Genomic DNA, 19101 nt, shown 5'->3' on the forward strand with positions numbered 1-19101 from the left:
GCTCAGCCGGATCGGTGCCGCCATCTCCGGGCTCCGGGCTGGAGATCCGAGCCCCGATCCGGCCGCCCCGTGTCCTGCCTGCCGCTCAGCCCACGTCGATGTAGATGACTTCCACGGCGTTGTTGCCGTATCCGAGGCGGTTCCAGGGCGGGACCTCTGGTTGGGTGTGGCCGGCGGCGTCCGTCGCCCGGGCGCGAAGCGTGTGGCGTCCGACGTCGTCGGCCGCCCAGTCGAACGACCACTCCTGCCAGTGGTACGGCCCGGTGGGCGGTTCGAGGTGGGCCGGGTGCCAGTCGCCCTCACCCGTCAGGCTGACCTCCACGCGGGTCACCGGACCCGTCCCCGACCACGCCTTGCCGCGCACCGTGTGCGTTCCCGGCTCGAGCCTCGCGCCGGCGGCAGGCGCGGTGATGCGCGCGCGCACGCGCATCAGGCTGACCGCCTCGTGCTCGCGGTCGGGCCATTCGTAGATGTAGTGGCCGGTCTGGAACTCGCCGGCGTAGGGCTCGGCGAGCACGTCGATGCGCGCGAGCCACTTCACGGAGGCGACGGCGTACCAGTGCGGCACGATGAGCCGGAAGGGCGCACCGTGATCGGCGCGCAGCGGCGCGCCGTTCATCTCGTAGGCGATCAGGATCTCGGCGGCTGGGTCGACGGCGAGCGCAAGCGGGAGCGAGCGCACGAAGCGCAGGTCGTCTTTGTTGGTGTCCTTCAGGACCGGGTTGAGGTGATAGGCGCCCGCGTCGGCGCCCGAGAACCGCACGTCGACCCCTTCGGGCGACGGATGGACCCGGTTCAGGACGTCGTGCAGCCGGGCGCCCCGCCAGCGCGCCGTCGAGACCGCGTAGTCCCCCCAGGGCTCGCCGATCGGGAGCGGCCGGGTCTCCAGACGCCCGTTGCCCGCGCACTCCAAGGTGACCGCGCGCTCGTGGGACGGCATCGCTCGCAAGTCGTCGAGCGTCAGCGTGGTCGGGTGCTCCACGGCGCCGCCGATCTCCAGCGTGCCGTCGTGCGTGGGCACGGCGAAGTTGCTGCGGACGTAGTGGAGGTGGGTCGGGGTGATCTCGCCCTCCAGCGCCTCGGGCGGCGCCTCCGCGTTGTACGGGGCCGGGTTGATCATCTGCAGCGCGGCGCGATCACGGGCGAACTGGTCGGCTAGGGCCATGGCTGGGGCTCCTCGGGGGTGGGTGGTTCACGCCGGGCGCCGCGCATCAGTAGTCGGCGTCCTTGAAGGTGGGCTCGCGGCCCTCGTTGAACGCGCCGATGCCCTCGACGCGATCCGGGTGGACGGCCGACCGCCAATGCATGTCCATCATGATCGCGATCGCCTGCTCGATCGGCTGCCCCTCGCCGAGTTGGACGGCCCGCTTGACGGCCTGCACCGCTGTTGGGGAGTTGCTCGCGATCTTCGTCGCGATGCGCCGTGCCGCCTCGAGCAGCTCGTCCTGCGGGTGGAGCTCGTTGACCATGCCGAGCCGGTGCGCCTCCTGCGCGGTGATCGGGTCGCCGGTCATGAGCATCTGCAGGGCCCGGCCCGGCGGCAGCAGCCGCGGCAGGAGCGCCGGCGAGCCGCCACCTGCCGCGAGACCGAGCATCGCCTCCGGTTGCCCGAAGGTGGCGTTCTCCGCGGCGATGATGAAGTCGGTGCTCTGGGCGAGCTCGCAGCCGCCGCCGTAGGCGGTCCCGTTCACGGCGGCGAAGATCGGCTTGCGCAGCTGGCGGACCGTGTAGAGCGTCCGGTCGAAGTCCTGGCGCTGGCGCAGCCAGTCCTCCTTGGTCATGTTCTTGCGCTGGCGCAGGTCGCTGCCGACGGAGAACGCGCGCTCGCCCGCACCAGTGAGGATCACCGCTCGGACCGCCGTCCGCGTGGCGATCGTCTCGACGATCTCCGTCAGCCGGGCCCCCATCTCGGTGGTGATCGCGTTGTCGGCGTGGGGGCGGTTGAGGGTGATCAGCGCCACTCGGCCCTCGTCGAGGTCGTCGACGAGGACCGGTGAGTCGGGCTCTTCGAGGCCGGACGGCGGCGGGCCGAAGTCGAGGGTGCTCCACCGGTCGGTGCGGGTCGCGTTCGTGGTCATGTCGTGCTCCTCGGGTAGCTCCGGGCCGGTCACGTCTCGAGCTCCGCCAGCCAGCGCATCGCACGCAGGCTCGGGACGAAGCAGTACTCGCCGCCGCGCGTGACGACGAACGGCGGCAGCTCCTGCAGCCGGCGGCGGATCGGTCGCGCGGGCACGGTGAACGTGCCGGTGCCGTCGTTCGCGCCGACCAGCGGATCCTTCTCCTCCGGGGCGCCGATGAAGATGCCGTCGTTCAGCCACTGGGTCTTGACGAACTCGAACTGGCGACCGATGTGCGTGCCGGCGAACACGAACACGATCCCGCGGTCGGCGCCGTCGTCCTCGAGCACGCCCTCGGGGAGCGTGGGCCCGTAGCTGGTGCCGCGGCGGATCATGCGGTGCAGGCGAACGTCGACCGCGCCGTCGCCGTCGAAGGCGTCACGGGGGTTGGCGCGTCGCGCGTGGGCGCCGAGCGGGCACTTGAGGCCGCGCGGGTCATCCCCGTAGGCGTAGTCGTTGTGGCGCTGCGGGTCGGCGCCGAGCGCTGGGTCGTCGCGCTCGGGCGAGACCGCAAGCGGCGCGCCGCTCTGCCACCGCCCGACCATCTTGGCGCCGAGGAGCGCGGCTTCCTCGCGGCTGGCGCTCTTCGCGCGCAGGTACTGCCGGTAGGCGGCCACGCGCGTGTGGAGCTTGCGGAAGACGATGTACGTGCCGTTTCGACCGAGGACGTCCGGGACCGGCATCGGCGGCAGCTCACCCGTCTCATCCGGGTAGCCGAGGATGATCTCGCCGGGCTTGAGAGGACGCTCGCGGGGGTTGGACGGTGGCCGGCCGCTGCCCTCGACCGCCGGCTGCCCGATCCCGTCCTTGAAGCCGAAGGAGGTCCGGCCCGTCGGCAGTTGGTAGCAGTCCTGCCGCCAGATCAGCTCGACGCCGGCCAGCTCCCGTTCGGCGCGCAGGGCCTTGTCGACCACGGCCTGCAGCCGCGCGGCATCGGGGGACAGGGCCGCCAAGGCGACGTGGACGTCGGGCGAGCCGAGCGGCTTCTCCCAGTGCTGAGGGCTGCTCTGTCCCACGTCTCCCAGCTCGGCGGCGCGGGCGGCCATGCCTTGCCGGAACTCCGGCGCGAAGCTGTCCAGGGAGGCCTGCGGCACGCCCAGCGCCTCGAGACCGTTGTACGTGAAGGCCGCGGTGATCCACGCGTCGCGAGCGGGATCGGTCGATGGTCGTCCCGTGTCGACGATGCCGTGCAGCCGCCCGACCAGCTCGCGCCCCGCGGCGCGATCGTCGATGCGCAACAGCAGGTAGGTGCCGACGTAGGGCGACGGGCGCTCGTGCAGCGCCCCACTCTGGATGTCGTCGAGCTCCAGCCGGATGCCCTCAGTCGCCGTCATGGCTGCACGCCCGCCATCGCTCAGTGATGCTCGGGCGGATCGGGCGGATCCGGGTTGGGCTCGGCCAGGTACGGGAACGTGCGAGTGCCCGGGCGCGTCGACCGATCGACGCCGTCGCGGATCACGGGTCCGGTGCCCGCGTTGATGATCTGCGTGTAGATGATGTCCATCACGTCGTCGTTGAGCGTCCGTCCGCCGCACGTCTGATGCGCCTCGCCACGCAGCGCGGCCAACTCGATCTCCCAGTACGACCCGTGCTCGACGTAGGGCTTGGTCAGGTCGACGACGAGGTAGTCGGCGAGGACCAACTCGGTCAGCGGATGGCTGCCGTCCGCCCGTGGCGTCCAGTCGGCCTTGTCGTCCAGGCCGTCCCAGAAGGCCAGGTTGGCGTTCAGCCGGGCCCGGTAGGCCCCCAGGTAGCCGTCCGCCAGGGCGAATGCGTCCTCCATGTTGTAGAGGTCGCGGATCTCCAGGTCGCGGTTGACCGGGTCGAACTGCTTCGGGGCCAGCATCATGTTCTTGACCTCGGGCCGCCCGACGCGCTCGATCCGCACGTTGAACGAGCCACGAGTCAGCGTCTCGGCGACGACGGCCACCAGCTCGGAGCCGCCGAGGAGCGCCGTGTCGAGCTCGACGACGAGGCTCAGGACGTCCTTGCCGTCGAGGTAGATCGACGACGGGTCGGTGAACGCCAGCTTGCCCGTGGCGATGGTCTTCAGCGCGGCGGGGGCGTCCATGATGAACGGGTCCCAGCGCGCGCCGGCGAAGACCCGGACGCCGTGCCCCTCGCCGCCGGCCGGATCGTTGACCCGGAAGGTCACGGTCTCGCCCCCCGGAAGGGTGCACGTGCCCTCCTGCTCGAAGCGCCGGGGCCCGTTGGGGTGCACGTGCGGCGAGAACACGGTGTCGAGGACGACCTCGTCGTCGCCCGCCGTGAACGGCGCCGCGTCGCCGTCCGCGCTCGGGGTGAGGGGCCGCAGCCGGAAGCGGTAGATGAGCCCCTCCGAGAGCGCGTCCCACGGCTTGGCGAACGGGAGCGTGTTCATGACCAGCACGAGGCGGCCGGGCCGCTCGGGGCTCGGGAAGGCGTACACGTCGGTGATGTCGGCGATCGGATCGGACAGCGCCCGCGGTCCGGAGATGTGGTCGGACATGGCTAGTCCGCGGCCTCGTCGAGCAGCGGCTTGAGCGCCGGGTGCTGCAGCGCGCCGGCGGCGTCCGGGTGGTCGAGCACCTGCTGGAAGGCCGCGTTCACCCGCTGCGCCTTCCGGACTTCCTTGACGGTGCCGCCGTAGTTGCGGGCGTACGCCGCAGCGGTCTGCTGCGCGCTGAGGACGAAGCTCTTGACCGCGGCCACGTCCGGCAGGCCGTCGTAGCCCTCGGTGTGACGGAAGATCACGTCGAAGAGCCCGAGCGTCGGCCCGGACGTGAAGAAGTCCTCCATGTAGGCGTCCCACGGGCCGTCGAAGCTCGTGATGAACGCCAGCCGCGTGTCGTCGTCGAACAACACGAACCGCGCCTCGTGGATCGACGAGATCGCCATCCCGTAGTCCCCCGGCCGGTAGCCAGGGGTGTCCTGCAGGTCACGCAGCGCCGCTCGCAACGGCGCGCCGTCGCCCGGCTTGACGCGGAAGAACAGGCTGAACTCGCTTGTCGGTCCGACGGTGACGCCGGGGCCGGGCGCTCCTCTCGCAGCCGTGGCCATGCCTTCCCCTCTCAGAGCGCCGATCGAGACCGGCTCGCGGTACAGGCGCGCTGAGCGTGCCCGATTGCGGTCAGTGTTCCGCGGCTGGGGAGCCCGCGCATCACCTCTACCGGGTGATTGGCACGGCGGGTCTGGCGACCGCGCCGCGAACCGCCCTGCCCGATCGGCGGCGAACCCGCCGACCCGTCCCGAGCCGCGACGAAGCGGTTCTTCCTCGAGGATCTCCTGGCGTGGGTCGCGATCGACGACGCGTGGCCGTCTTCGAGCTCCAGGCGCGCGATGGACCGGAAGAGCGCGCGCAGCGCGCACGGCACGCCCGCGGCTCAGGCCTGCGGCTGCTCGGCGAGGTAGAGCAGCGTGGCCTTCACGCGGCGGGAGACGTCGGTCGCGTCGCTCAGCCCGAGCTTGAGGAAGATCCCGTTGATGTGCTTCTCGACGGCGCGCTTGGTCAGGACGAGCTCGTCGGCGATCGCCTGGTTGCTGGCGCCGCGGGCGATGAAGGTCAGGATCTCGAGCTCGCGTGGGGTGAGCTCGTTCAGCGGCGAGTGCTCGGAGCGACTGCGCTCCGCGATCAGGCCCTCGACGACCTTGGCGTCGATGAACGACCCGCCGTGGGCGACCGACTCGATCGCGGTGATGAGCTGGCCGCGATAATGAACGCGATCCTTGAGCAGGTAGGCGCGCCGATCGGCGCCGTCGTCCAGGAGCGCGAGCCCGTACCGTGGCTCGGCGAACTGGCTGAGGATCACGACGCCGACGTCCGGGTGGGACACGCGCAACTCTCGTGAGACCCGCAGCCCCTCGTCGGTGTTCGTCGGCGGCATCCGGATGTCGGTGACGACGACATCCGGCGGGGCGGCCTCGACCGCGGCGATCAACGCGTCGTAGTCCGGGCAGGTCGCCACGAGGTCGATGCCGTCCGCAGCGCTGAGCACGTGGGTCACGGCCTCGCGCACGAGGTAGCTGTCGTCGGCCAACACGACCCGGAGGATCCGGGGCTCGCCGAGCGACCGCGTGTCGGGCGCTTTGGAACTCAACGAGCCGACTATCCGTCATCGACACCATGCGCGTCAATGACCGCCTGCGGCATGTCGTGCACGCACGTCACCGATCTGGTTGGGCGTGCCCTTGTGTCGCGAGGCGTCGGCCGGGGAGCCTCGGAGGCTGACATGCCGGTGACTGTCCTCATCGTCGATGACCAGGAGGTGTTCCGTCGGGTCGCCCGTGGGCTGCTCCTCGCGACGGCGGGGTTCGAGCAGATCGGTGAGGCCAGCTGCGGCGAGGATGCGCTCGCGCTCGCCGCCGAGCTGCACCCTGATCTGGTCCTGCTCGACGTGCGGATGCCCGGCATGGACGGCATCGAGACCGCGCGACGGCTGGCCGCGGTCGTGCCCGACACGGTCGTCGCGCTCGTCTCGCTCGACGGGCCCGCCGACCTGCCTTCGACGATCGACGACGCGAGCGCGGCGACGCAGATCCGCAAGCAGGACCTGTCGCCGCAGAAGCTGCGCGACGTCTGGCGGGCCCACGGAAGCGGCGCTCAGCTGCGCTGACCACCGGCCGGCCTGTCGCGCCTGGCCGGAACGCGCCCGCGCACCTCGGTGCCGATTCCCCGCCGGCAGATGACGTACAACTCTCCGCCGACGGCCGACGCGCGGTCCTGCATGTTGGTGATCCCGGCGCCCCGCGGCTCGGGCCGGCCCGTCGCCGCGCCGTCGTCGCGGACGCTGAAGCGCAGCTGGTCGTCGACGCCGGCGTCGAGGCGGACGACGACGCGGCGTGCTTCCGGCGCGTGCTTGGCGACGTTCTGCAGCGCCTCCAGCACACAGAAGTAGACGGCGCTTTCGACCTCCGGGGTGTAGCGGACGACGCCGTCGACCTCGAGCGCGGTCGGGACCGAGCACCGCGCGGCCACGGCCCTGACGGCTTCCTGTAGCCCTTGGTCGGCGAGCAATGGAGGGCAGATGCCGTGCGCCAGCGATCGCAGCTCCTCGAGCGCATCGTCCAGCGCGTTCTCGAGCTGGTGGATCCGCGCGGCGCACTGCCTCGGGTCGGTGCGGGCGAGGTCCTCGGCGAGGCCGAGCTCGATGCGGATCGCGACGAGCTGCTGCTGCGCGCCGTCGTGGAGATCGCGCTCGATGCGCCGCCGCTCGCGATCGGCGGTGGCGGCGATGCGCGCCCGCGAACGCAGGACCTCGGCGGCCGCCGCGTCCGCCTCCTCGGTCAGCCGCAGGTTGGCGAGCGCCACCGCCGCGATCGTCCCGGCTGTCTCCACGAGCTCCCGGCATTCGGCCAGCGACGTGTCGTAGTCGATCGTCGCGACCTCTACGCCGTGGTGGTCGTGGACGGGGATGGTCCGGCGGTCGGCGCGCCCGCCGGCTGCGGTCTCGGGGTCGCCGCGGCCGGCGTCCGCGGAAGTCAGGGTGATGCGCAGATCCGCATCGTCGAACGTGTCGGCGAACGCTCGCTGGAGCGTCGGGACGTCGGGCATGCGGCCAGCGCAGCTCGCCAGCTGGCGCAGTGCGCGATCCCAGGACAGGCGGAGCCGGAGCAGACCCACGAGGAAGGCGATCGCCAGCAGCGGGGTGCACCAGGCGATCGTCGCCGCTCCCGCGCCGGCCAGCGTGTCGTCCGGGTCGATCTCGCGCGCGACCACCGCGATGCCCACCGCGGCGACGCGCACCATCCCGACGGCGAGGACGGGGACGAGCATCCGTCGGAGCAACGGCGAGGCGCGGCCGAGGTGGCGCTGCAGCTGGACGAGGACGGCGACCATCAGGCAGAACACCAGGAAGCTGCCGGCGGCGAAGAAGGCCGGCTCGACGAACGCCGGTTGGCGCTCGAAGGCCATCAGGATGCTCCCCGGGCAGTCGCTGATGCAGCTGGTGTACGGGCTGGGCACCTTGAGCGCGTCCGCGAACACGAGGGTGGGGAGGTCGGCGATGGCGACGACGGCGCACATCGCGCCCGCGAGCCGGCGGTCCGCCGCGTCGGTCAGCCGGCCCGAGGGGAACGCGAGCAGCGCGACGACGACCAGCGCCTCCAGCAGCCATCCGGCGGTCCGGCCGAGCGTGTAGAGCGTGGCGTCCGACGACTCGGCCAGCGTCGTCACGAAGGCCGTGAGACCGATGATCAGGAGCAGGCGCGCGAACCGGGTGTACTGCCGCGTGGCGCTGGCGTAGAGGCCGACGCCCAGCGGCGCGGCGACCAGGCTCCCCCGCAGCAGCGCAGTGGCGTCGGGGTCGGCGTCGGGGCCTGGAACCATCGCGCCCAGCACCGCGGCGGTCGTCACGAGCGCCGTCGCACCGGCGCTGGCCGTGATCAGGGCCGCCCGGCGCGGGTCGCGCCAGCGTGAGAGCGCGGGTGCGGTCGGGATCGCGACGCCCATCGCTTACGACGTTAGTCTGGTGCCGGACCTCCGTGGGAATTCCTTGTCCGAACAGGTGAGCAGTAGGGACTGTCGACCATTTACCGGTGTCTATGCAGCGTCGCGGGTGTGGCCAGGCAGCCGGCGCGTGAACCACAGCGACACCGCCGCGAACAGGGCGATCGCGCCCATCGCCCGGCGCAGGCCGTCGAGCTGTGCGTCGCCGTAGTCGTCGGCGAGCTCCGCGGCCTGCCGTGGGGGGACGCCGGCGTCGCGCGCCGCCTGCTCGACCTCCGCGACGGGCGCGACCGGAATGCCCTTCTGGGCGACCGCCGCGACCTGCTCCTGCACCGCCGGGCGCAGGGCTGGGTTGGCCTGCACCTTCGCGACGAAGCCCGAGCTCAACGACGCGATCAGCACCGACCCGATGAACGCGGTGCCGAGCGACGCGCCGAGGTTCTGAGCGGTGCCCTGGAGCCCGCCCGCCTCGTTGGTCTGGGACGGGTCGACCGACGACATGATGACGTTGCCCAGCTGCGACAACAACAAGCCGGCACCGACGCCGAACAGCGCGAGCGACACGGCGAAGCCGGTGTCGTTGAGCTCGACGTCGATGGTCTCCAGCAGCAGGACCGCGGCGACGACCAGCGCCACCAGGCCGACCTGGGCGACGCGCTTGGGCGCGAAGCCGGCGGCGAGCCGCGGGCCGAGCAGGGCCGCGACGAACATCGTCACCGACATGGGGAAGAGGCGCTTGCCCGTCTCGAACGCGTCGAGCCCGAGCACGACCTGGAGGTAGACCGGCAGGACGAAGAACGTCCCCAGCAGGATCAGCTGCTGCATCATCAGCGTGCTCAGGCCGGCGCGCAGGGCCGGGATCTTGAGCAGGGCGCGATCCAGGAGCGTGTCGAGGCCCAGGCGCTCGCGGCGCTCCTCCCAGACGGCGAAGGCCGCGAGCAGCCCGCCGCCGGCGAGGATGAGGAACGGGACGACGGAGAACCCGAGCGGGGTGATCTCCTGGCCGCCGATCGTCATCGCGCCGAGCGGCTCGATCCAGCCCCACTCGCTGCTCTTGAGGATCCCGAACACCGTGAGCGCCAGGCCGATCGCCGAGAGCAGCACGCCGACGACGTCGAGCTTGGGCGGGTGCGCGACGGGCGGGCTCTTGTGCAGTCGGCGGCGCACGACCAGGATGGCGACGACCACCACGACCTCGCCGACGAACACGTAGCGCCAGCTGAGCTCGGTGGTGACCCAGCCGCCGATGAGCGGCCCGGCGGCGATCGCCGCGCCGGCGATCCCGCCGACGATCCCGAAGGCCACCGCGCGTTGATGACCGTCGTAGGTGGCCGCGATGATCGACACGATCGCCGGGACCACGAGGGCCGCGCCGATGCCCTCCACGAGCGACCAGCCGATCAGCAGGACCGTGAGGTTCGGGCTCAGCGCGGTCGTGAGCGAGCCGACCCCGTAGACCGCGAGCCCGATCGCGAAGCACCGGTCGCGGCCGATGATGTCGCCCAGGCGCGCGCCGAGCAGCATCAGCGAGGCCATCACCAAGGTGTAGGCCGTGATCGCGAGCTGGACGCCCTGGATCGTGGTGTCGAGGTCGGCGACGATCTGCGAGATCGACACGTTCATCACACTGCTGTCCAAGACCATCACGAACTGCGCGGCGGCGAGGACCGCGATCGGCAGCCACCCGGCGCGTGCGTCCCCGCCGGACCCGAGATCGGCCGATCGGTCGACGGCCGTCATCGCGGATCAGGACCCGGCCCGGGCCGCCGTCGGCGCGCAGCCGAGCGGTGCCGGACGCGGCCGCCGATGCCGGCGAGCACCGCGAACGCGAGCAGCACGGCGAGGACACCCATGCGTCAGCGCTCACGAGGTGGGGGCTGCGGATCGAGGCGGCGCGTCGCCTCGCGAACCACGAGCACCGGCCGGTGGGCGAGGTGCAGGACCCGTCGGCTGGTCGAGCCGAGCAACCGCGCCTTGGCGCCGCCGTGCCCGCGTGACCCGATCACGATGGCGGCCGCGTCCGTCCGCTCGGCCAGCGCCACGAGCGCGTCGGCGGCCTTGAGCTCCTCGCGCGTCGCGTCGGCCTCGGCGACCGCGCCGAGCTCGCGCGCCAGCGCCGCGCCGGCTTCGGCGATCGCCGAGGCATGGTCGTGCTGGGCGTCGTCGACCATCCGGATCTGGTCGACCGACGGGGAGGAGTAGTTGAAGCCGGTGGTGTCGGCGATCGGCATGATCGCCAGCGCCAGCCCGGGCTCCCACGCGGTGGCGATGATGAGGCGGTGCTCGGGGAAGAGCGCGACAGCGCGCTCGACGGCCGCTCGCGCCGGTCGGGAGCCGTCGAAGGCCACCACGACCGGCTGATCGGGTCGCCGGTCGCTCAAGCCGCCAGCGCCTGGCGCTTGAGCTGGTCGTACTCCGCCGCATCGATCGCTCCGTCGTCCAGCAGGCGCTTGGCCTGCGCGATCTGCTCCGCGGAGCCGGTGCCGCCGCCGGTGCTGGCGACGTTCCGGATGTGGCCGTCGACCAGGGCCTGCTGCTGGGCCGCGGCGGCCATCCGGCGCTCGCCCATGTCCTTGCCGTGAGCGATCAGGTAGATGAGGATCCCGAGCCACGGAAGGAAGACCAGGAACAACGTCCAGAGGGCCTTCGACCAGCCCGAGAGGTCCTCGCGCCGGAAGACGTCGCCCAGCACGATGATGAGGCACCAGAACCACATCACCCAGAAGAAAAACACCAACATCGTGCCGACGATGTCGAGGAAGGGGTAGTCCGCCGCGAGGATCATGGTGCGCAGCGTGCCGCCGGGTCAGCCGCCGGGCAATGGTGCGCGCATGTCGGCGTGGCGCGTGGGCGCAGCACCTTCGTCGTCGCGCCGGTCGGGTGGTGTGCGCGCGAACGCCGAAGACCGGCGTACGCCATTGCCGGCGCGTGACGTCCGCGCGGATGCTTCGGCCTCACGCTCCGTCATCTCGGCGGCGCGCTCCGACACGAGGAGGCGGCCGCCGATGTTCCTGTTCTTCGTCGGGCCCTTCGGCGAGGCCTATGGCGCCCGGCACGGCGAGCGCGTCACCCGCGCCATGATCGCCGACACGTGCGCTCGGCTGCTGGAATGCCCCGCCTGCCGCACCCGCTTCGTGTGCCTGGTCGACTGGTCGCCCATCGGCGCCGGCGAGGAGATCCAGGTCCTCCTGCGCTGTGGTCAATGCGAGGCCTGGCGCCGGGTGACCGTCTCGCAGGCCGTGGCGGAGGGCCTCGATCGTGCGCACGCGGCGGTGCGGACCAAGATGGAGGTCAAGCTCGCACGCCTGGAGCGTGCGCGGCGCGGGTGCACCCCACCGTGACTGTGGTGCGCGCGCGATTGCCGGCGCAGTGCTCCGTGGCCAGGCTTGACCCGTAGGCCGTGGCGCTCGCGTCAACGCGAGCGTCGACCACTGAGAGTCACCGGAGGTTGGACATGTCGATGATGGACGCCGGGAGGCAGCAGGCGGGCGCGGGCGGCGCGCGCACCGCGTCGGCCGAGGGGATGAGCTCCACCGCCGAGGGCGCGGGCTGGGTGCTGTTCGCCGGGATCATGATGGCCGTCGTCAGCGTGTTGAACATCATCTACGGGATCGCTGCGATCGGCAACTCCAGCTTCTTCGTCGCCGACCAGAAGTACATCCTCAGCGACCTCAACACCTGGGGCTGGGTGACGGTCGCCATCGGCGGGATCCAGATGATCGCCGCGTTCTCGATCTGGAACGGCCGCACGTTCGGGCGCTGGCTCGGCATCATCATGGCCGCCGCGAGCGCGATCGCCGCGCTGCTGTCGATCCCGGCCTATCCCTTCTGGTCGCTGGCGATCTTCGCGATCGACATCATGATCATCTACGGGTTGGCCGCTTATGGCGGGCAGCGCAACCCGGTCTGAGGCGCCGATGGATCTCCCTGCGCGCCCGTCGGCCGAGGTCGCCAAGGCGAAGGAGGATTGACGGGCGCGTCGAGCGATGGCCGGCGACCAGACACCTCGCGGCACCATGACCGTGCGCGGCGCCGTCTTCCTCGGCGTCGGCGCGATGGTCGGCGCCGGCATCTTCGCGCTGCTCGGCGAGGCAGGCACGGTCGCCGGCTCGGCCGTGTGGCTCTCGTTCCTGCTGGCGGGCATCGTCGCCGGCCTGCTCGGCTACACCGTCGTCAAGCTCGGCGTCCGGTACCCGTCCTCGGGCGGGATCATCGCCTACCTGATGGAGGGGTTCGGCAACGGGCGCCTCGTCGGCATCGCGTCCTGGCTGGGGTACATGTCCGCGATCATCATCGTCTGCTCGATGGTGGCGGTGTCGTTCGGCAGCTACGCGTCGTCGCTGTTCATCGGCAACGACGCCGCGCCGGTCTGGGCCCACGTGTTCACGACCGCCGTGATCCTCGGCGCGTTGGCCATCAACGTCGTGGGCTCGACGATCGTCGATCGCGCGCAGACGCTCATCGTGCTCGCGCTGCTGGCCGTCTTCGCGGTGTTCATCGTCGTGACGATCGTCGACGTCGACTGGAGCCTGCTCGCGTTCAGCGGCTACCCGTCGGTGTCCGACATCGTGGCCAGCGTCGCGCTGACGTTCTTCGCCTACCTGGGCTTCAGCGTCATCAGCTTTGCCGGCGGGGACCTCGCCGACCCCGGGCGCGAGCTCCCGCGCGCGATGTACGCGGCGCTGGGCCTGACCGCCGGGCTCTACGTGCTGATCTCGCTCGGCGTCTTCGGGACGCTGGAGGTGGACCAGGTCGTGGGCTACGGCGAGACCGCGATCGCCGAGGCGGCGCGGCCGTCGCTGGGCGACGCGGGCTTCGTGATGATGGCCGTCGCGGCGCTGCTGGCGACGTCGTCGTCGGTCAACGCGACGCTGTACGCGTCGGGCGGCCTGACCCGGATGCTCGCCGCCGCCGGGCAGTTCCCGCCGCTGTTCGGCGCGCGGTCCAAGCTCGGTGAGCACTCAGGGCTCATCATCACCGCGGTGATCGTCGGGATCGTGGCCAACCTCGTCGACCTGTCGGCGATCGCCTCGGTCGGCAGCGCGATCGCGCTGGTCGTGTTCCTGCTCGTGGCCCTGGCCGGCTACCGCCGGCGCGCCGACACGGGCGCGAACGCGGCGATCGTGCTCGCCGCGATCGCCGTGACCGCGATCGTGTTGGTGTTCTTCGTGGTCGACACGCTGCGAAACGACCCCGCGACCTTCGTCGCGATCGTGGCGATCGCGCTCCTGGCGATCACGCTCGACTTCGTGTGGAAGCGCGCGCGGCCGGCCGCCGACGGGCCGCAGGCAGGCCCGGCCGCCCGCGCCGATCCCGTCGGCTGAACGCGACGGGTCACGCGCTGCGCGTCGTCGCCTGCAGCGCGGCACGCGACGCCCGGACGATCATCGTCCCGACCAGGATGCCGAGCGCCACCGAGCCGGTGGCGACCAGCGCGGTGCCGAAGTTCTCCGACGCGGTCGCGGGGTGCGCCCCGCCGACGAGCTCGGTGATGCCGATCAGCCCGATCGTCCCCGGGACCAGCAGCCAGAACGCCGGGAGGAACGTGACGTGCGCCGGCGGGGCGCCGTGGACGCGGGCGACCGCGTGGGCGATCGGCACCATCGCGGCCGCGCCGACGAAGCCGCTGAGCGCCGGGTCGAGGATCGCCCGGCCGACGAGCTGGCCGCCCCAGGCCGCGAACAGCACGAGCAGCAGCCAGCGCAGCGAGCCGGCCGGCGCGGAGTTGTGCACGTAGATGCCGATCCCGTAGAGCAGGACGCCGAGCCACGGCGACCAGGAGCCCAGGGTGTCGGCCGCCGACCCGGCGACCGGTGCGCTGTGCGGGTTGCCGACGAGCTCGGCGCCGACGACGATGCCGATGCCCAGCAGCGTGAGCTGCAGCAGGCCGGCGACGAAGCGACTGGCCCCCGTGACGGTCTCGCCGAAGGCCAGGTCGACGACCGCCATCGTCAGCAGCGCGCCGGGCAGGAACGTGACGAGCGGCGGGATCGTCAGGCGCAGCGAGGCCGCCTCGTTGCCGCCGTGCGCGAGGAACGCGAGCGCCGAGACCACGGCCGCGGCGACGATGGCCAGCAGGTAGCCACCGGTCTGGAAGCGGCTGCCCCACGCCTTCATCGCGCCGACGAGCGCCCCGAGCGCGAGGTAGATCCAGAGGTCCACGGGAGCGGGGCGGATCACCAGCCCGAGGCTGCGCCGAGCGCGAGCAGCAGCGCCTGCAGGTCGCCGTCCGCGTCGCCGGCCATAGTCGTCGCCTGGGTCAGGTGCCTTCGAACGCGGCCTTGCAGTCGGCCGAGATGCCCTTGAGCTGCTCGCCGACGGTCGCCGCCTGCGCCTTGACGTCGCTGCCGTCGAACAGGGTCCCGATCGCCGAGATGTAGGCCTTGGCGCAGCCGGACGCGACGTCGGCCTTGGACTGCGCCGCCTTCGTCTGGGCCTGGGCCTCCGCCGCCTCGGCCTCCGCCTGCTTGGTCTGGTCGTCGGCCTCGTCGGCCTGCTGCTTGGCGACCTCGGCTTCCTTCTGAGCCTGGTCGGCCGCGGCGTTCGCGGACGCGACGTCCTGGGTCGTGTCGTCCAGCTGCTCGTTGGTGGCGTCGAGGTCCTTGGTGAGGTCCTCGTAGGCGCTCTTGACGGTGGTCACCGCCGCGCTGCCCGTCTCGGCCTGCTGGTCGAGCTGGTTCTCGGCGCTGTTGAGGTCCGAGCTCTTGGCCAGGCCCCACACGAGGAGGCCGATCGCCAGCGCGCCGAGCACAAGCGAGACCCATAGCCACGGGCTGTGGCCGCTGCCCGCGGGGGCGGGGGCGCCCGGGGCGGTGGCCGGAGGGTCTGCCTCGGCGCTCAATGGAACACCGCCACGATCCCGATGCCGACCAGGGCCGTGGTGATCCAGGCGATCTGCAGCGGCAGCTGGAAGGAGTGGTCGATGACGCGCTTGCCCAGCGAGGTGGTGCCCGTCCGGTCGGCCTCGGCCGCCGCGATCTGCGTGCCGTTGGCGGGCAGGAACAGGACGCCGACGACCGCCGTCCACATGGCGATCATGTAGCCCGCGCCGATGCCGAGGGCCAGGCCGAGCGGGACCATCGTCCGCGTCGCCGCCGATTGGCTGGTCGTCAGCCCCGCCACCAGGAAGATCGACACGGCGATCATGAACGGCCACTGGTTGGCCAGGTCGCCGAGCGCCGAGACGATCGCGTCCTCGTTGCTGGCGATGAAGGTGTCCGCCATCCAGGCGATGCCGAAGAGGGCGATCATCGCGACCATGCCGGAGCGGAAGATCGGCATGCCGGGCACGTCGGCTGCGCGGACCTTGCAGCTGGCGACGATCAGCGCCGCCGCGGCGAGCATGACCATCTGGATGATCGGCGTGACCGACAGCGGCTCGGTCCCGCCGTCCTCGCTGACGACCGTCGGGCGGATGTCGTCGATGAAGCCGAAGACGCAGATGACGAGCACGGCGCCGAGGAAGATCGCGACGCTGCGCTTGGCGTAGGTCTTCAACACGATGTCGCTCGCCGGCTCGGGCGGCTGCACCTCGCCCACCTCGAGCCGGCGCTGGAACTCGCGGTCCTCGCTCAGCTCCGCGCCGTGATGGCTCATCACGAACGACATCACGATGATCGCCACGATGCTCGACGGGATCGTGATCAGCAGCACGTCGACGAGGTCGAAGCCCTTGGCCTCGACCAGCGGCAGCAGCGTGGCCATCGCCGCGGCGACCGGGCTGGAGGTGATGCCCAGGGCCGACGCGACGGTCGAGCTGGCGAGCGGCCGCTCGGGCCGGATCTCGTTGGCGTAGGAGACCTCGTTGATGACCGGGACGATCGAGTAGAACGTGTTGCTGGTGCCGGTGAGGATGCACAGCAGGTAGGACACGAACGGCGCCACGTAGTTGATCGAACGCGGCCGCGCGCGCAGCGCCCGGCTGGCGAGCATGACCATGTAGTCGATCCCGCCCGCCGCCTCCATCGCCGCGGCGGCGGCGATCACGGCGACGATGATCAGGATCGCGTCGACCGGCGGGTCGCCGGGATCGAGGCCGAAGCCGAAGACGAGGACGAGCGTTCCGACGCCGCCCCACAGGCCGAGGCCGATGCCGCCGGTGCGGACGCCGAGCGCGATGAAGGCGATGACGAGCAGGCCCTCGATCGCGATCTTGACCCAGTCGTAGTCGGGCTCCTTCGGCTTGGCCTCCGAGGAGGTGCTCTGGGCCGGCTGGGTCTTGGGCGCCGCGGCGGCGGGCGTGCTGGTCGTGCCCGTGCTCGTCGTGCTCGTGGCCGTGGTCGACGTCGCGGCGACCGCGATCGCGGGCCCGCTCACCACGCCGGGCAGCACGGTCGTCGCCGCGCCGCCACAGGCGAGCGCCACGACGACGGCCAACAGGACGCTCAACCGTCTCATGCCGTTCTCCTCTGCAGCCGGCGGCAGGTGTTGCTGTCTTGGAACGCCTGGGCCAGCTCGGGATCGGTCGTGCCGATCCGCTGGAGCGTGGTGCGCCCGTCGAGGACCGACCGCGTGAGCGCGGTGATCGGGACCGCGAGCGTCTGCAGCGCCGCGCCGGCGATGCTGTCGGCGGCCGGCTCGCGCTTCAGCCGCGCCTGGGCGAGGAGGAGGTTGTCCTCGGTGCGCGTCGCCCACGCGCGCAGGGTCGCCGCGGACGCCCCGCCCTGGGGCGAGTCCGGGATGCCCGCCTGCTCGAGGCCGAGCGTCAGGTGCTCGTCGGTCGCGACGACCGCGCGATCGACCGCCTCCCGCACCGTGACGTTGCCCTCGACGCCGTCGCCGGAGCCGCCGTCGGCGTTGCGGGCGCCGTAGCTGTTCTTCTGGAGCTCCTTGCGGATGTCCTTCAGCGAGCCCTCCCACGTCGCGACGGTCCGGCAGACGTCGCTGGCCCAGGCCTGGGCGCGCACCGTGTCGCCGGTGTTGTCGCGGCCGGTGCCGGTCGCCACGAAGATCAGCAGCAGGCCGACGGCGAGCAGTCCTCCGATGAGCCAGCCCTTCATCGCGCGTGGCCGTTCGTCGGCTGGGAGAGCTCGTCGACGAAGCCGACGAGCAGCGTCCAGAATCGCTCAACGGTCGGGATGCTCACGCGTTCGTCGGGCGAGTGCGGCGACTCGATCTGCGGCCCGAAGGAGATCATGTCGAGGTTGGCGACCTTGTCGCCGATCACGGCCGTCTCCAGGCCGGCGTGGACCGCGGTGACGATCGGGGTGTCGTCGAACGACCGGTCGTAGGCGACGCGCAGCGCGGCCAGCGCGGGGGAGTCGAGGTTCGGCCGCCAGCCGCCGTAGTTGTGCTTGAACTCGACCTCGCCGCCGGCGCGGCGGGCCGCGGCCTCGAGCGTCCCCAGGACGCCGGGCATCGCGGCGTCGTTGGACGAGCGGGTGAGGCTGTGCAGCGTGAGCACGTCGCCCTCGGTGATGGCCTCGCCGAGCGACGTGCTCGTCTCCACGAGGCCGTCGAAGTCCGGGCTCAGCGCGAGCGGTCCGGTCGGGATCAAGGCCACCACGTCGAGCAGCTCGTCGGTCGCCGCGGCGGTCCACGCGTCGGCGGGCGGCTCGGAGTCGGCGGCGACGAGGCTGACGTCGGGGTCGGTCTTGGCGTACTCGTCGCGGATCGTGGCCTCGCTCTGGGCCAACAGCTCGCGTACGCGCTCCGCGTCGCCGGCCGCCACCGCGATGACCGCGGTCGCGTCACGCGGGATCGCGTTGCGGCTCTTGCCGCCGTCCAGCGAGGCCAGGCGCAGTGGCACCTGGGCGCCGACCTCGCGCAGCGCGCGCCCGAGGTACTTGATGGCGTTGGCCCGCCCGAGCTGGATCTGCATCCCCGAATGGCCGCCCAGCCCGCCCTCGGCCGTGACGCTCAGCGCGACCGACGACGGGTCGAGCGGCGCGCGGCTGGCCGGCGCGCGCACCCACGAGTCCGTGCTCCCCGCGCAGCCGACCGTGAGCTTACGATCCTCCTCGCTGTCGAGGTTGACGAGGATCTTGCCGTCCAGCAGCGAGCCGTCGAGGCCGTTGGCCCCTTCCAGGCCCACCTCCTCGGCGACGGTCATCAACAGCTGCAGCGGGCCGTGCGGTGCCTGCTCGTCCTCGACCAGCGCCATCATCGCGGCGATGGCCACGCCGTCGTCGGCGCCGAGCGTCGTGCCGTCGGCGGTGAGCCAGTCGCCGTCGCGGAGCAGCTCGATTCGGCCCTCGGTCGGATCGTTCGGGCTGTCGGGCTGGCGCTCGCAGACCATGTCGAGGTGGCCCTGCAGGACCACCATGGGCGCGTCCTCGCGCCCCGGCGTGGCGGGAACGTCGATCACGAGGTTGCGCGTGCTGTCGGAGCGCAGGCGCAGCCCGCGCTCGGCCGCCCACGCGGTGACGTGGGCGATGACCGGCTCCTCGTGACGGGACGGCCGCGCGATCTTCGTCAACTGCGTGAAATGCGCCCAGAAGGGCTCCGGCTCCAGATGCTCGACCATGGCGGGATCGTCACGGCACGGGCCGGACCCGACGAGGGTGACCACCAGTCAGGCAGGTTCGTGCGTGCCCCTCGCGCGTGCGTGCGGGCGCCACG

Annotated in this window: 19 protein-coding genes; 4 read left to right on the forward strand and 15 right to left on the reverse strand. The window is 71.8% G+C overall.

The window, feature by feature from the left end:
- Nucleotides 1–85 precede the first annotated feature (85 nt).
- The 6 genes from DSM104299_RS08875 to DSM104299_RS08900 all read right to left on the reverse strand — a co-directional run bounded on the left by DSM104299_RS08875 (nt 86) and on the right by DSM104299_RS08900 (nt 6193).
- Nucleotides 86–1165 (reverse strand): sulfite oxidase, encoded by a 1080-nt coding sequence (locus DSM104299_RS08875; protein ID WP_272476939.1) that lies wholly within the window; start codon nt 1163–1165, stop codon nt 86–88.
- Between the two features lie 46 nt (nt 1166–1211).
- Complete coding sequence (locus tag DSM104299_RS08880) at nt 1212–2078, reverse strand: enoyl-CoA hydratase/isomerase family protein (RefSeq protein WP_272476940.1); 867 nt, start codon at nt 2076–2078, stop codon at nt 1212–1214.
- A 29-nt stretch (nt 2079–2107) separates the two neighbouring features.
- On the reverse strand, nt 2108–3451 hold the full coding sequence (locus DSM104299_RS08885) for a Dyp-type peroxidase (protein ID WP_272476941.1): 1344 nt from the start codon (nt 3449–3451) through the stop codon (nt 2108–2110).
- Between the two features lie 20 nt (nt 3452–3471).
- Entirely contained in the window at nt 3472–4605 is a 1134-nt protein-coding gene (locus tag DSM104299_RS08890) for a DUF4331 family protein (protein ID WP_272476942.1), read from the reverse strand.
- A 2-nt stretch (nt 4606–4607) separates the two neighbouring features.
- Complete coding sequence (locus DSM104299_RS08895; RefSeq protein WP_272476943.1) at nt 4608–5156, reverse strand: hypothetical protein; 549 nt, start codon at nt 5154–5156, stop codon at nt 4608–4610.
- A 323-nt stretch (nt 5157–5479) separates the two neighbouring features.
- A complete protein-coding gene (locus DSM104299_RS08900; RefSeq protein WP_272476944.1) occupies nt 5480–6193 on the reverse strand; it encodes a response regulator transcription factor in 714 nt (237 codons plus the stop codon).
- 36 nt (nt 6194–6229) lie between these two features.
- On the opposite strand from DSM104299_RS08900, the gene DSM104299_RS08905 reads away from it, so the two are divergent.
- Nucleotides 6230–6709, forward strand: coding sequence for a response regulator transcription factor (locus DSM104299_RS08905; protein ID WP_272476945.1), 480 nt, complete (start codon nt 6230–6232; stop codon nt 6707–6709).
- Here DSM104299_RS08905 and DSM104299_RS08910 read toward each other — a convergent pair.
- The 4 genes from DSM104299_RS08910 to DSM104299_RS08925 form a co-directional block, all read right to left on the reverse strand.
- Nucleotides 6697–8544, reverse strand: a complete 1848-nt coding sequence (locus tag DSM104299_RS08910) for a sensor histidine kinase (RefSeq protein WP_272476946.1) — start codon at nt 8542–8544, stop codon at nt 6697–6699. The genes DSM104299_RS08905 and DSM104299_RS08910 overlap by 13 nt on opposite strands.
- A gap of 90 nt (nt 8545–8634) precedes the next feature.
- A complete protein-coding gene (locus DSM104299_RS08915; protein WP_272476947.1) occupies nt 8635–10281 on the reverse strand; it encodes an MFS transporter in 1647 nt (548 codons plus the stop codon).
- A 116-nt stretch (nt 10282–10397) separates the two neighbouring features.
- Nucleotides 10398–10922, reverse strand: coding sequence for a universal stress protein (locus DSM104299_RS08920; protein WP_272476948.1), 525 nt, complete (start codon nt 10920–10922; stop codon nt 10398–10400).
- The gene (locus DSM104299_RS08925) at nt 10919–11326 is read right to left on the reverse strand and encodes an SHOCT domain-containing protein (protein ID WP_272476949.1); all 408 of its coding nucleotides are present in this window, start codon (nt 11324–11326) and stop codon (nt 10919–10921) included. Before DSM104299_RS08925 ends, DSM104299_RS08920 begins: the two co-directional genes overlap by 4 nt.
- On the opposite strand from DSM104299_RS08925, the gene DSM104299_RS08930 reads away from it, so the two are divergent.
- The 3 genes from DSM104299_RS08930 to DSM104299_RS08940 all read left to right on the forward strand — a co-directional run bounded on the left by DSM104299_RS08930 (nt 11325) and on the right by DSM104299_RS08940 (nt 13865).
- Complete coding sequence (locus tag DSM104299_RS08930) at nt 11325–11882, forward strand: hypothetical protein (RefSeq protein WP_272476950.1); 558 nt, start codon at nt 11325–11327, stop codon at nt 11880–11882. The two genes, DSM104299_RS08925 and DSM104299_RS08930, sit on opposite strands and share 2 nt — an antisense overlap.
- 113 nt (nt 11883–11995) lie before the next feature.
- Nucleotides 11996–12451 carry a DUF7144 family membrane protein gene (locus DSM104299_RS08935; protein WP_272476951.1) on the forward strand — a complete coding sequence of 152 codons (456 nt, stop codon included), beginning with the start codon at nt 11996–11998 and terminating at the stop codon, nt 12449–12451.
- Nucleotides 12452–12557: 106 nt separating this feature from the next.
- Complete coding sequence (locus DSM104299_RS08940; protein WP_272476952.1) at nt 12558–13865, forward strand: APC family permease; 1308 nt, start codon at nt 12558–12560, stop codon at nt 13863–13865.
- Nucleotides 13866–13875: 10 nt separating this feature from the next.
- Here DSM104299_RS08940 and DSM104299_RS08945 read toward each other — a convergent pair whose 3' ends face one another.
- The 5 genes from DSM104299_RS08945 to pepD all read right to left on the reverse strand — a co-directional run bounded on the left by DSM104299_RS08945 (nt 13876) and on the right by pepD (nt 19006).
- Entirely contained in the window at nt 13876–14721 is an 846-nt protein-coding gene (locus tag DSM104299_RS08945) for a threonine/serine exporter family protein (RefSeq protein ID WP_272476953.1), read from the reverse strand.
- A gap of 79 nt (nt 14722–14800) precedes the next feature.
- Entirely contained in the window at nt 14801–15292 is a 492-nt protein-coding gene (locus DSM104299_RS08950) for a hypothetical protein (RefSeq protein WP_272476954.1), read from the reverse strand.
- A gap of 86 nt (nt 15293–15378) precedes the next feature.
- On the reverse strand, nt 15379–16938 hold the full coding sequence (locus DSM104299_RS08955; RefSeq protein WP_272476955.1) for an anaerobic C4-dicarboxylate transporter family protein: 1560 nt from the start codon (nt 16936–16938) through the stop codon (nt 15379–15381).
- The gene (locus tag DSM104299_RS08960; protein WP_272476956.1) at nt 16935–17540 is read right to left on the reverse strand and encodes a hypothetical protein; all 606 of its coding nucleotides are present in this window, start codon (nt 17538–17540) and stop codon (nt 16935–16937) included. The genes DSM104299_RS08955 and DSM104299_RS08960 overlap by 4 nt, the downstream gene beginning before the upstream one ends.
- The gene (gene pepD / locus DSM104299_RS08965; protein WP_272476957.1) at nt 17537–19006 is read right to left on the reverse strand and encodes a beta-Ala-His dipeptidase; all 1470 of its coding nucleotides are present in this window, start codon (nt 19004–19006) and stop codon (nt 17537–17539) included. The genes DSM104299_RS08960 and pepD overlap by 4 nt, the downstream gene beginning before the upstream one ends.
- Between the last annotated feature and the right edge of the window lie 95 nt (nt 19007–19101).

The sequence above is a fragment of the Baekduia alba genome, from assembly GCF_028416635.1.
Lineage (GTDB): Bacteria > Actinomycetota > Thermoleophilia > Solirubrobacterales > Solirubrobacteraceae > Baekduia > Baekduia alba.